General features: G+C 30.0%; 16 protein-coding genes. 6 read left to right on the top strand and 10 right to left on the bottom strand.

Features of this window, described 5'->3' with window-relative positions:
* Positions 1-34 precede the first annotated feature (34 nt).
* The 4 genes from AN960_RS00885 (at position 35) to dltD (ending at position 3,674) form a co-directional block, all read left to right on the top strand.
* Entirely contained in the window at positions 35-691 is a 657-nt protein-coding gene (locus AN960_RS00885) for a phosphatase PAP2 family protein (protein WP_056465560.1), read from the top strand.
* Positions 692-1,085: 394 nt separating this feature from the next.
* Positions 1,086-1,241 (top strand): teichoic acid D-Ala incorporation-associated protein DltX, encoded by a 156-nt coding sequence (gene dltX / locus AN960_RS23815; RefSeq protein ID WP_082459304.1) that lies wholly within the window; start codon positions 1,086-1,088, stop codon positions 1,239-1,241.
* 32 nt (positions 1,242-1,273) lie between these two features.
* Positions 1,274-2,422: a D-alanyl-lipoteichoic acid biosynthesis protein DltB gene (gene dltB / locus AN960_RS00880; protein ID WP_056465558.1), complete on the top strand. Its 1,149-nt coding sequence runs from the start codon at positions 1,274-1,276 to the stop codon at positions 2,420-2,422.
* A 34-nt stretch (positions 2,423-2,456) separates the two neighbouring features.
* A complete protein-coding gene (gene dltD, locus AN960_RS00875; RefSeq protein ID WP_056465557.1) occupies positions 2,457-3,674 on the top strand; it encodes a D-alanyl-lipoteichoic acid biosynthesis protein DltD in 1,218 nt (405 codons plus the stop codon).
* Between the two features lie 105 nt (positions 3,675-3,779).
* On the opposite strand, the gene dltC is transcribed toward dltD, so the two are convergent.
* Complete coding sequence (gene dltC / locus AN960_RS00870) at positions 3,780-4,022, bottom strand: D-alanine--poly(phosphoribitol) ligase subunit 2 (protein WP_056465555.1); 243 nt, start codon at positions 4,020-4,022, stop codon at positions 3,780-3,782.
* A gap of 577 nt (positions 4,023-4,599) precedes the next feature.
* Between dltC and AN960_RS00865 the strand changes: the two genes are divergently transcribed.
* Positions 4,600-5,679, top strand: a complete 1,080-nt coding sequence (locus AN960_RS00865; RefSeq protein WP_056465553.1) for an AbrB family transcriptional regulator — start codon at positions 4,600-4,602, stop codon at positions 5,677-5,679.
* A 319-nt stretch (positions 5,680-5,998) separates the two neighbouring features.
* Here AN960_RS00865 and AN960_RS00860 read toward each other — a convergent pair whose 3' ends face one another.
* From AN960_RS00860 to AN960_RS00835, 6 genes are all read right to left on the bottom strand, one after another.
* Positions 5,999-6,478, bottom strand: a complete 480-nt coding sequence (locus AN960_RS00860) for a PaaI family thioesterase (RefSeq protein ID WP_056465551.1) — start codon at positions 6,476-6,478, stop codon at positions 5,999-6,001.
* A 275-nt stretch (positions 6,479-6,753) separates the two neighbouring features.
* The gene (locus AN960_RS00855; protein WP_056465549.1) at positions 6,754-7,131 is read right to left on the bottom strand and encodes a DMP19 family protein; all 378 of its coding nucleotides are present in this window, start codon (positions 7,129-7,131) and stop codon (positions 6,754-6,756) included.
* A 129-nt stretch (positions 7,132-7,260) separates the two neighbouring features.
* Positions 7,261-7,485: a hypothetical protein gene (locus AN960_RS00850; protein ID WP_056465547.1), complete on the bottom strand. Its 225-nt coding sequence runs from the start codon at positions 7,483-7,485 to the stop codon at positions 7,261-7,263.
* Positions 7,486-7,560: 75 nt separating this feature from the next.
* Positions 7,561-8,094, bottom strand: a complete 534-nt coding sequence (locus AN960_RS00845) for a DUF3916 domain-containing protein (RefSeq protein WP_056465545.1) — start codon at positions 8,092-8,094, stop codon at positions 7,561-7,563.
* Between the two features lie 111 nt (positions 8,095-8,205).
* Entirely contained in the window at positions 8,206-9,228 is a 1,023-nt protein-coding gene (gene ltaE / locus AN960_RS00840) for a low-specificity L-threonine aldolase (RefSeq protein ID WP_056465544.1), read from the bottom strand.
* Between the two features lie 116 nt (positions 9,229-9,344).
* On the bottom strand, positions 9,345-10,352 hold the full coding sequence (locus tag AN960_RS00835) for a helix-turn-helix domain-containing protein (protein ID WP_056465542.1): 1,008 nt from the start codon (positions 10,350-10,352) through the stop codon (positions 9,345-9,347).
* Between the two features lie 285 nt (positions 10,353-10,637).
* Here AN960_RS00835 and AN960_RS00830 point away from each other — a divergent pair, with 285 nt between their 5' ends.
* Positions 10,638-11,792 carry a tyrosine-type recombinase/integrase gene (locus AN960_RS00830; protein ID WP_056465540.1) on the top strand — a complete coding sequence of 385 codons (1,155 nt, stop codon included), beginning with the start codon at positions 10,638-10,640 and terminating at the stop codon, positions 11,790-11,792.
* Positions 11,793-11,914: 122 nt separating this feature from the next.
* Here AN960_RS00830 and AN960_RS00825 read toward each other — a convergent pair whose 3' ends face one another.
* From AN960_RS00825 to AN960_RS00815, 3 genes are read right to left on the bottom strand one after another with little or no spacing between them, the layout of a single operon-like run.
* Complete coding sequence (locus tag AN960_RS00825; RefSeq protein WP_056465538.1) at positions 11,915-12,184, bottom strand: lysophospholipid acyltransferase family protein; 270 nt, start codon at positions 12,182-12,184, stop codon at positions 11,915-11,917.
* A gap of 3 nt (positions 12,185-12,187) precedes the next feature.
* A complete protein-coding gene (locus AN960_RS00820; RefSeq protein ID WP_056465536.1) occupies positions 12,188-12,574 on the bottom strand; it encodes a hypothetical protein in 387 nt (128 codons plus the stop codon).
* A complete protein-coding gene (locus AN960_RS00815) occupies positions 12,574-12,945 on the bottom strand; it encodes a DUF2089 domain-containing protein (protein WP_056465534.1) in 372 nt (123 codons plus the stop codon). Before AN960_RS00815 ends, AN960_RS00820 begins: the two co-directional genes overlap by 1 nt.
* Positions 12,946-13,136: the final 191 nt, after the last annotated feature.

The following is a 13,136-nucleotide window of genomic DNA, read 5'->3' as shown; positions in this document are numbered from 1 at the left end:
CAAAAACAACTTTGTAAATTTGAGGTATTTTTAAATGAATTTAAAGTATTTTTTGTGGATTGCTTTTTTAATTAGTCTTTTGTCTCTTTTTGGTTTCGGACTCATGGCATTACTAGTGAGCAATCATAGTATATATCATTTTGATAGCACGGTTATTAACTTTATACAAGGACTTGAATCACCCTTCATGACATCTTTTATGAAATTGATAACTTTTTTAGGTTCAAGCGTATTTATTATTGTACTTTCTATTAGTATTCTATATTTTCTTTATAAAGTTTTAGATCACCGTTCTGAATTAATATTATTTATTGCTGCTCTTATTGGCTCAAATATTCTTTGTTTTTTATTAAAACTCTTCTTTCATAGGGCGAGACCTGATTTACACCGTTTAATTGAAATAAGTGGATATAGTTTTCCGAGTGGGCATGCAACTAACGCTATGACAGTTTATGGAATCTTAGCATTTATATTGTGGAGAAATATTCGGACAAAATTTGGGCGTTCTCTATTAATAATGATAAGTTTAATAATGGTTCTTTTAATTGGCATAAGCAGAATTTATTTAGGTGTTCATTTTCCAAGCGATGTAATTGCTGGTTACTTTATTGGAGGATTTTGGATTAGTACTGCTATCTGGTATTATCAGCGTTATAAAGAAAAGCAGTATGAACGAAAACAATGCGCTTGAAGGTTTTATTACTTATTTTGTAAAAAAAAGAATTTTAAATTTGTTCGGATTGATGATGGAATCCTTTCATTATCCAAACGAAAAAGAGAGAGTCCCGTTACTCTCTCTTTTTTCTATTTCATAAATTAAATTTCGCAGATTCTATTATGAATATTCACTATAAATTTCATTAGAATAATTTAATTATTAAACACTTATACATATAAAAAAATGCCTAAAAAAAAACAATAATGAATTTTATAGCCAATCATTAAATTATAGTGAAATTGATTAAAAAAATATAATCTTTTTTGCTTTTTTACTGTGCTATTATATAGCAATGCTATACATTTCAGTACTTATAAACAATTTAAACATTCAATTTTAAACTTAGAAATTAAAGGGAGAATTAACTATGAAAGAAAAGAAAACAAATCTAGTTTATAAAAATGCAATGATTTTTCAATGGTTTTTAAAAACTAGTTATTATTTAATGATCATCATATTGCTAATATATTTTTACATTTGTAATTCCTCTGGCTCATCAACATTTATTTATAATGAATTTTAATCTTATTAACTAATATTTATAGAGGTATTCAAATGACACCATACGCAAATTTACTATATTTTTTATTATTGATGTTATTATTCTTACCAATTGTTATATATGGGTTAAGAGGAAAAAAGATAACATTTTACAATACGCTTGTTGGCTGGACACTTATTTTACTTATTTTTAAAGACGATATAAAACAGTTGTTATTTTTTATATGTTTTACTATTTTCCAAACAGTATTGGTCATTAACTATAGAAAATATCGTGAGAAATACAATAATCCTCGAGTTTTTTATTTTTTAATAGTATTAACGATATTTCCGTTAATTTTAACTAAGGTTCAGCCACTTTTTATTCCAAATTCAATAATTGGATTTTTGGGTATTTCCTATGTAACTTTCAAATCAATCCAATTACTAATCGAAATAAGGGATGGATTAATCAAATCGTTAACAGTATTTGAGTTTCTACAGTTCTTTTTATTCTTCCCAACTTTTACGTCTGGTCCGATTGATCGATTTCGAAGGTTTGAGAAGGATTTCAAGAATAGCTTTGAACCTGGGGAATATAAAGTTCTTTTATTTAATGGTATAAACTTAATTTTTCGAGGGTTTCTTTATAAGTATATTATTGCCCATGCTATCAATTTGTATATTATTTCAAATGTCTATTTACATGAAGACCTATTTGTCTTAAAACTGGTATACATGTATGCATACAGCTTTTATTTGTTCTTTGATTTTGCAGGTTATAGTGCTTTTGCAGTCGGAGTTAGCTATTTATTAGGTGTTCAAACACCACAGAACTTTAATAAACCATTTTTAAGTAGAAATATTAAAGATTTTTGGAATCGTTGGCATATGACGTTGTCGTTTTGGTTTAGAGATTATGTTTATATGAGGCTAGTTTTTTACTTACAAAAAAAGAAAATAATAAAAAACCGATATGTTATCTCGTATATTTCTTACTTTACCTTATTTTTTTTAATGGGTCTTTGGCATGGACTAGCGTTGCATTTCATTGTTTATGGTATTTACCATGCTCTTTTAATTATTTGCTACGATCTATTTGAAAGGAAAAACAAAGAAAAGAAATTAATTCCGCGAACAAAATTCACTGATATACTTTCAATCATTATAACATTTCACTTTATTTGTTTTGGTTTTTTAATTTTTTCAGGAACATTATTCTAAAACAAATAATTAGACATCAAATGAGGGATTAGATATGAAAAAAACTACTTTCGGTCCAATGTTTTTGGCTGTTATAGTTGCTATATTAATAATTACCATTCCAAATCAATGGTTAACTCCACTAGTTACAAATCGAACAGCTAGGCATCAATCTAGCTCACTTAGTCCTGCTATCTTCCAAGGTATTACAGTACAAAGACAAGTTATGAAAGATCCTACCATTATACCAATCTATGGTTCGTCTGAACTTTCAAGATTTGATGAGTTTCATCCTTCAAATTATTTTAAGGTATATGATCCAAAATATACACCTTTCCTAATTGGAAGAGGTGGAACTCAATCATTAATACATTTCCTTAGTTTATCTGCTAACTATTCAAGTTTAAAAGGGAAACAAATAATTTTTATAATTTCACCTCAATGGTTTAATAAAAGAGGATTAGATGAACAACGTTTTGACCCAAATTTTTCAAAGTTACAAGCAATTGAATTTGCAAAAAATAATAATATCCCTATGGATATAAAAGAAAGAGCAATTAATCGATTACTTGATTATTCAATAGTAAGAAATGATAAAATGCTTGCGACTTTGATGAGGCAGGCACTTGGAATGAAACCAGAAAAACTATCTAATAAATTAATTACTCAGAATTTAGTCAATCCTTATTTATCAATTATTAATAAACAAGATGTTCTTACATCAAAATTTAATTTTATCAGTAATTTTGAAAGTAATTATTACTCAACTTCAAAAAATAAATCATATAAAGAACTGATAGCAATTGCAGAGAAAGAAGGAAAGAAAACAGCAACTAATAATCCATTTTATATTAGAAACAGTATTTATACATTGCATTTTGCTAATAAAATTAATCAATTAAAAAACTCTAAGTCTACACTTTCCTATAAAGAATCACCAGAATATAAGGACCTACAACTGGAATTAGATTTATTAAAAAGTGCTGGCGCAAAACCACTTTTCATATCTGTTCCAGTAAATGGGTACTTTTATGATTACATTGGTTTTAAAAAAGAAGAGCGTACTTTGTATTATAAAAAAGTATCTAAAGAAATTCGTGATGCTGGATTCGAAGTTGAAGACTTATCAAACCATGAATATGATAAATATTTTTTCAGAGATTCGCTTCATTTAAGTTTAAAGGGATGGGTTTATGTGGATCAAGCAATGGAATCTTTCTTGCACAATAAAGAAAAAGTTAAGAATAAATCTCAAAACTTAGTGATTAACTGATTGACACTGAACAAAATATGCATATGAAATTGAATATAGACCAAAGAAAAAAGCTTCCGAACACAAAATTTGAGTGTTCGGAAGCTTTTTCTAAAATTCTATATTTTAAGCAGCCATATTTTCTAAAATTGTTATAATTTTATTTGGTGTAGACCACTCATCTCGATCGAAATCAGAAATTGTTACATCGATCCCTAATTTCTCTTCTATCTCAACAAGTAAGCTAACAGTTCCAAATGAATCTAACAAACCTTCTTCAAATAAAAGTACTTCCGGATTTTCTACTATTTCTTCTGTATTACATAAATCAGTCAAAATAACTAATACTTGTGCTCGAATATTTTTCATTATATTCCCCTCATTTTTTTATATTTTCTACTGGAGTTGATCAATATTTATAACCTGGGCATCACCGTATTTAGGTTTATTTCGGGATTAAGAATCACTACCTTTTGAGCATAAGAGTAATCAACTTTTTGCTTTAGACGATCAATTGGCGTTGATTCATCGACTGTATTAGGTGATTTACCTGCCCATTAATTAATCGCGTCTATTATTTTTTTAATACAATCACACCCTATTTTTATTAGTCAAATTAAATCGGAATTCAATGATTAAATCCTCTTCCCCTTTTTTCTTTGCCCTATAAAAGAGAATTATAGCTTAGAGCCTTAAAGTAAAATGAAAATAAAATTAAACTTATATGTAAATAATTTGATTCTTATTTATATTTTCTTAATCTGAATAAGCATGATTAATATTGGATAACGTTGTTTATGATAGAGTTCTTCTTTGTTAAGATTTTTACGGCGGTTGGACAACTTCGGGTAATTATTCAAATGAATTTGCAAGAGCAGAAATACCGGTGTACAAGCCTAATTACCTTGAGAAAAAAACTAAAGGATGAAAGGAATGAAAGATCGTTATGAAAGATCGTCGTTGGATAGGAATATTGATAATTTGGTTTGGCATTATTGCAGGTACATTACTTATCGGCACTTTGCTAGAAGACCAGGGGTTTCCTTCCCCCCATTTATTTGCTGCACTTCTTGTTGGAATAATAGTGGCGTTCACGTCATTTAATCATTATAGTAAAATAATTCCATCTGGTATATTTACAGTAGCTCAGGCGATTACAGGTGTACTTTTAGGTACTTACTTTAACCCATCATCGATTGCCTCTCTAGGAAATGATTGGCCGATCGTGCTTCTTGTTACAGGAGCCACTTTAGTGCTAAGTGTCCTTACTGGATTTGTTTTTGCTCGAGTGACCAAGACGGATTTAGCAACTTCCACCTTGGGGATGATTGCAGGTGGTTCGGCAGGAGTCATCGCTACGAGTGATGATCTTAACGCTGACGGCCGACTTGTAGCCTTCATGCAATTTGTTCGCCTCTTCTTAGTAGTATTTATCACTCCCCTTCTTGTCAGACTAGTCTTGTTACCTACTGGTAACTATGAATATGCTAGGCCAGCAGAAATTGAGGCCACAGGTCCAATTTTCGCGGGGTGTATCTTCACATTATGTATTGCTATAGTGGGAGCATGGTTAGGGAATCGTTTTCATATTCCTGCAGGGGCTTTGATCGTACCATTGATACTTGGGGCAGTTTTGAGTACATTGAAACCATTTCAAGGGCTTACCCCACCCGAATTGATACGTGAGCCAGCATTTACTTTAATTGGTCTGCAAATTGGATTACGTTTTGATAGAGAAGCCTTACGACTAGCTCAACGATTGTTACCAGCAATTACCGGTTTTGTTCTCATACTTATAATCGGCTGTGGAGCTTTCGGTTTGGTTCTAGCAAAGTTTGTTCATATTAACTTACTTTCTGGATATTTAGCTACAACACCAGGTGGCATTAATGCTGTGATGGCCATCGCCTTTGGTACAGGAGCCGATACAACTTTAATATTCGAGATGCAATCATTCCGTCTTTTTATCATGTTGCTGGTTGCAGTTCCTTTAGTACGCTGGTTGATAAACCTACAAAAAGCGTAATTAGCAAAATACTTAAAGAGCCTAAATAAAAGAGTCTGTTGATAAAATATGTCGAGACATAAGGTTTCTTTTTTGAAGTTCGCTTCAGATATTTAAAGCCCGTTTTGACATAGCAATTGGCATATAAAAATGAAGGAAACTCGCTACAATTTCGGCGAGTTTCCTTCATTTTGCGATCTTAATCTGTACTTTGAGTAAAATCAATTCGGCAGTTATTTCAATATCCTTCATTATTTCTTTACACATTTAATCACCTACTCTAAATGGCTAAGAAATTTTCTCTTAGATCTGAAACGAAGTAGATATTTATTTAAAGTTTTTATTTTAAAAATGTGCTAGGCATTACAACTAGAACTACCTCTCCTCGGGCACAAAGAATATCATTAGCGAATAATTCTGTATGAACTTTCCATTTTTTAGGATGGATTTCTTCTACAGTTCCAACTGCTTTTAATGGCACATCTTGTGGGGTTGGTTTAAGATATTCCACATTAAGAGCAGCGGTTACAAACCTAGGTGGCACTGACCCATCTCCAATTTCGTTCCCATTCTTACGGTGTAAAGCAAGTGAGGCAGAACCTGTCCCGTGACAATCAATTAAGGAAGCAATTAGTCCACCATAAATAAAACCTGGAATTCCCATGTACTTTGATTCAGGTGTAAAAATCGTAACAGTTTTATCACCTTGCCAACTAGTTCGAAGATGATGACCATCTTTATTTAATCGACCACATCCATAACACCAAGCGAAATCATCAGGGTAAATATCTTGTATTGCTTTTTCAATTATTTCTTCCATCATTCATCCTCCTTAATACCTTATTAAGTAAAATTCAACGTAATATGAGCAATCGTTCGGTCATATTGTACTATAAATATATACAAGGTCATCTTAATGCACAATAGTTTCCTGATAATTCCGTTAATATTAACTATGCTTTTATAGTAGGGTAATATTTTCTAAGTATACAAGTAATTTACTAAAATAATAAAAAATAGTTCAGAAGTAGTACTACTAGTGTAAAAACATCTTAACGTTAAAAATAGAATAGTTTGCTCAAATAATTACATAAGTTAAATGAACGATTTCATTACTTTTTCATATGTATCTTCATAGTTCAAATGATTATAAAACACATTATCCAATTCATTAAGTTCATCAAGAATATCATCTTCTGCTTTATCACTTCGATAGATTTCACTAGCCTTTTTAACTAAATTAGATAAGAAACTGATCCCTAAATTATCTAAGATCGAAACAGTTTCTTGCCAATGTTCACCAGTCCAATTTAAGAAATATTGATCAAAACCACCATTATTCAATTCCATTAAGAGACTATCGATTAAATAAAAATTTCTTTCATTTTCACTTAGAGCCTCAACTCCATTTTTACTTTCTTTTTCTATAATTTTATCGGACATCTCTAAATATAAATCTTCTGTATTTTTCATTTGTCGAAACTCCTCTGACATTTATATTTGTTTATAAATTTTAAAACTAATACTCCTTATTTTACTATCCTAATATATAAAAAAACCGACTATACTGCCGATCAAAATGCGTTAGTTGAACAAAACTATTTAAAATGGTAGTGGCCTTTCTGGACGATTTGGACAGTAAAAACAACTAGAATCCTTACATTTATCCTCGGTCCAGGTATTACAATTTGGACAGAAATATGCATCAAAATCTTCATAATAAATTAAGTTATTTCTACATTTGGAGCAAAGTTGAATCTTATCTATAAAACCATCTTTTTCAAATCCATTTATTATGACAAAGTCATCTTTTTCTTCGATTTTCATTTATAAGCCCCGTTCTACTTCATCTTAAAAAACTAAATCCAGCATTGATTACATTATTAAATATATCTTTATTATTTATTCCAACTCACCAATAAACCAAATCTCACCTTGATAACTGTAATCTTCTTCATTAATAAACTCTTTAAATCCTTTAAACGTTAATCCTTCTGGTAATTCAAGATCCCATTCAATAATGTTTTTTTGAGTATCAAGTTGAATCCATTTTTGTTCATCAGTATTTCTGTCAAAAAATCCTTCAAATAAATAACTATCAGGTATAACAACGATTTGAGTGTCGAATAAATGGGGTAAAGAAATGATTGAATATATACGAAATCGTGAGTTTTCCTTCGTTTTTATATTCTTTAAATGTTCAACTCTGTTAATTAAAAGTTGGATCAACTTACGTCTTATGCAATTCGGTGTTTTTTTTGAATCTATATATTCCTGTGAAAATGGCAAGTGTAGATGCCAATATCCAAGAGAACTTTCATAAGGATTTGGCATGTTATCTGTTAACGTTATTAATTCTTTTTCTAACGATTTATATCTTCGTCTAATACCCCTAATTTTCTTTTTAGATCCATTATCAAATTTCCATTTATTCATTTTGACACATCCAGTTATTACATTTATTTAATAAATTATATCATTCTACTCTAAAAGTCCTCAAAAACAAAAAAGAGGAATTTTCCTCTTTTGTAATTTCACAGCAAAAATTTATATTGTCTTCATCACATCAATTACTTTATCAATATCATTTTTCGTAATCCAGTAATGTGTAGCAAAACGCATCATGCCATCTTCATCCGGCGCAAAAATGATCATTCCGTTCTCTTTAAAAATTTGTTCAATTTCCTCAGGACTTCTTCTCATATCAGTCATTTGGAAGAATACTAAATTGATATGAAGTTGAGATGTGTCAACATTAATTCCTGGGATATCACTTAGTTTATTAGCTAAATATAGCGAATTTTCATGATCTTCATGCAAACGTTTCGTCATTTTTTCTAATGCGATTATACCAGCAGCTGCTAAAAATCCAGATTGTCTCCAGCCCCCGCCTAACAATTTACGTTTCTTTTTCGCTTTTTCAATAAATTCTTTGCTACCAGCAAGTATTGAACCTACTGGAGCACAAAGTCCTTTTGATAAACAAAACATTACCGAATCACTATATTGAGATAGTTCTTTGACATCCGTTTTTAAATAAGTAGCAGCGTTAAAAATTCTTGCACCATCTAAATGAACAGGGATTTTTGCATCTTTCGCGATGCTATAAACTTGCTTCATATAATCGATATCAACTACAGATCCATTTGAATAGGCATTTTCTAAACAAATTAATGAAGTTTCTGGATAATGGATATCATCAGGTCGGATCGATTGTTTAATTCGTTTAGTATCCATCATGCCATGAGTTGATTGTAATGTTCTTAAGTGAACCCCGGCAATGATTGAGGCTGCGCCTACTTCATGTTCGAATATATGACAATCCTCCCCAAGAATTACTTCAGTACCACGATTGCAATGTGTAAACAATGCTAGCTGATTACCAAATGTTCCACTTGGTACAAATAAAGCAGCTTCTTTCCCAATCAAAGAAGCTGCTAGATTTTCTAATTTATGTACAGTTGGATCATCTCCATATACATCATCGCCAACTTCGGCTAAAAACATTGCTTGTCTCATTTCATCTGTAGGATTTGTTACAGTGTCACTTCTTAAATCGATAAACTTCATTTTCACATTCCCCTTTTTTTATATTTTCAGAATTATCTAAACTGGTTTGGTAGAAGCATCGAGATTTGACTTCCAATACAAGTACCTATCTCATTGTCGGAAATTGGAGGGTGAATTTAGACATTAAATGAGTTGTTTTTTTCATATTCCTTTAAACCCAAAAGCAAAAGCTTCTCAGTAATATCCTCAATTCCAGTGTGATGATCTAGTGCAATTTGTTTAATCTTTTCTTTTATTGAATCTTTCACAAAAATAGTTAGCTGTTCTTGATTACTCGTAAATACAATAAAACCTGGTCTAGTAGAAAGCTTACCATCAATTAAACAGTTTTGTAAAATTTCAAAATCTTGTTCAATTTGGGCATCAAGATATGGTAATTTAATTGGTTTTATTTCAACCTTAATTGAGTTGTTCAATATATATAGATTCAAATTTTGATGTCCAATCTGTTTATAAAATGAATCGATAATGCCAAAAATCGGGGCACTAATTGACTGAGGTATTGGAAATTGAAACGAGATCATGCCTCTTTTAGTACTATGATTAGCCTTCTTCATTTCATAGGCTTTTCTAAAACCACGGCTAGTGAGTTCTTCTTTATTTAAAAGTTCACCCATATTCGTTTTTGCTACAATCTCAGCAGTCTCAGTAATCTCTATGATTCGAGCTTTTTCGTTCGAGTTTGGAATTTCATACAATCCGAATAAGTAAAATTCTAAGTCTTTTGTAAAAAAAGACTTTTTTCTTGTTGCGTTTTTTTGTGAGAATTTTAGATTTTCAATTTCTTCTTTTGGAATAAAAATAGTTTGTCTACCTTTAAAATTTACTTTAGTTGCGTTTATTTTCCCAGCTTTTATATATTGATGGATAGTTGCTTTTGATACTCCTAATAAATTAGCTGTTTCAAGAACAGTAAGTCCTACTGGTTTTACAGTTTGAGATTTTAACTGATTAAGATCCTCTAGGTAAAACCTCATTGTCCCATCGATTTGCCAATCTTCATAAACAAGGTTAAGTTTCCCTGCCTTTACATAATTGTAAATCGTTTGTTTCGATACACCTAACAGTTCTACAGCCTCATTTGTTGTAACAACCTCTTTCATTTTTTGATCATGTTCTAACATTTGAATTCTTCCTTTTTCATTGTTTTATAGACTAATTATATCATAATTATTTCCAACAAATTGTTAAAAAGTAATTAAACAGATACAAGTAAATCAATTTATTTATAAATAATAAATTATACAAGATTTGTTAAAGGTTGAATAATAGTGTATTTTTCTACCTTAATCATTTATCGCATTTCAATATTTATAAAATATAGAAGTAAACTATTTAACTGAAAAAACTATTCAAATTAATACTATAAATACAATGATTTATGTATAATAGATTATGAGGTGAGTAATATGCTAGTAAAATCCAATCTACTTATTACAAATTCAATACATTTACCAGCAACGAATCTTAATGAATCCAACATAATTGAATATTTAATAGATGAAACATACTTCCCTACTCTTTTACAAACAAAGTTTGAAAATGAAAAAAATCATCGTATGATTTATGAAGGTTTTACAGATTTAGATATGATTTACTATTTTGTTCATCAAAGAAAAGATATTCAAAAATCAAAACAGCGAAAAGAAAGTACAAAGATGGAGTACATACGAGAATTACTGCAGTTTTATCGATACTTATTAAAGAGTGAAGAATTTTTGCGTCAGGATGTAGCATCTTATATAGAAACTTCCCTTTTCAAAAATTTAAAACAAAGACATATCGATTCATATCAACAATGGCTGTCTACTTATCAATACGGTCCGAACAAACAACTATATCGTGTTACAACTCTTTCAAGAAAACTTGTGATTTTAAAGAGTTTTTTTAAGTTTTTATTTGATAGTCATTACGTTCAAGTGCCTTTATATACTCGAATATTGAATGCAAAAATAACAAAGGATGACTTACCAAATCGTGATTTGGAAGAAAGTGAAGTTAAAGCATTATTGAATTTTTATAATGGTAATATTTTAAAAACGACTATAATCAAACTATTAGCTACAACTGGTATGCGAATTCGAGAACTAGCTGAGGCAAATTGGGGTAAAGTTACAAAGGATTCAAACGCTTATTGGCTTGAAATTGTTGGAAAAGGAAATAAAAAACGTGAAGTTAAATTATTAAATCATGTATTTGTAGATTTATGTAAACTAAGGAGTCGACGTGGTCTATCAAATCAAATTGCAAAAACTGATTCAAGTCCATTCTTTCCAAATAAACTGAAACAACATTATTCGTTTAAATATTTATCAAAATATGTAATTGAAATGATAAAAGATTCTGAGTTAACGTTTGTAAAAGATCATAATCGAACGAACAATATTAGTCCTCACTTCTTTCGACATCATTACGCTTGTCGTTCAATTGAAAAAGGTGCGAGCATCTATCAAGTTAGTCGAAGTTTAGGTCATGAAAGTATTCAAACGACGGAAATTTATTTAGCAAAAATGATGAATCGAACTCAAAATGCAAGTAATGTTTGGGATGATGAAGAGTATTAAAAAGAAACCCCTTTTTTCAAAAAAGGGGTTTCTTTTTAATACTCTTAGTTTACATAATAATATTATTATAAAATCAATTGAATAAATAAGAAAATTTATTTTAGTGATCAAAAGACTGAACCTTAAAGCTTTACTACTACCTCAGTTCCATCTTTTAATTTCGTATCAACAAGGATTAGTCCACTGTTTTTTGAAAGTCCCTTTATTAACGGCTTCAAATCCTTTCTATCAATTTCAGGCAAATTAAATTTACTGCCATTTTTTTTAATAGCTTTATTTATTATATGATTAAGTAATTTTGATGTGATGATCAAACTAGCTAAATCTAAAATTGCATAAGGAACGGGAATGGAGAATCGCTTTCCTTCTATTTTCAACTTGACCTTTATCATAATCTACTCAATCACAACAAAAACTTTATCACCGTTTGATGAAGTGATGTCAACGATTTGTCCGACCATTTCGTTTTCGATTGCTTCGATTAGCAGATCAACATTAATATCTTTTACATATTTTTCTGCCTCAGGAATTTTTTCAGCAATATTTGTCCCTACTTTTAAAACTGCTTTTACAAGATTTATCGGTACATTAACATTAACATTATCTCCTACTTCAGAGTTCACCCGAATCTTTAAGATTTTATTTCCATATGATTCTTTTTTCAAAGATACGCGTTCCGGCGTATCTTTATCTTGTAAAATATTAATTAATTCACTTGCCTTATCTTTATCAATCTTTCCTTCTTCCATCAACGTTAAGATTCTTGAAATCTCGTCTTTCATTATAAGTCCCCCTCTTTTAATAATTGAATGGCTTTTTCAGCAGTAATTTCGCCTTTTTCCAATAATGTTACAATTTTTGATTTATCTATTTCTGGTTTCTTTTGAGTGGAATATCCAAGGGAAGAGATAATTTCATCTAATTTTCCTCTGACGGTCGGATAAGAAATTCCTAGTTCTTTTTCGACCTCTTTGATATTTCCACGACATTTAAGAAAAATCTCAATAAAATGAAGTTGTTCTTGACCAAGAGCCGCTAATCTAGATACTTCAAATTCATTTTCAATTGTTGTCTGACAATGGTTACAATGTAGTTTAGTAATTTTAAGTGACTTGCTGCAAACAGGACAATTTGTGAGTAAAGGATACGACATACTGTTCTCCTTTCTTTTATTTAATCATATCATACACTATCTATTTAATTTTTCAAACAAAAATTTAAAAATATTTATAAAAACTTATACTTAAATTAAATAATTAAAGTTTTACATTAAATAATTTGATTCGTCATATGTATAAATTCAATTTATCTATAAATCTATACCTTTTTATTCAATAATTTAAT

The organism is Bacillus sp. FJAT-25509 (genome assembly GCF_001420605.1).
Classification (GTDB): Bacteria; Bacillota; Bacilli; order Bacillales; family Bacillaceae_G; genus Gottfriedia.
Note: the sequence above shows the minus strand (reverse complement) of the source record. Positions and strands in the feature narration are given on the sequence as shown.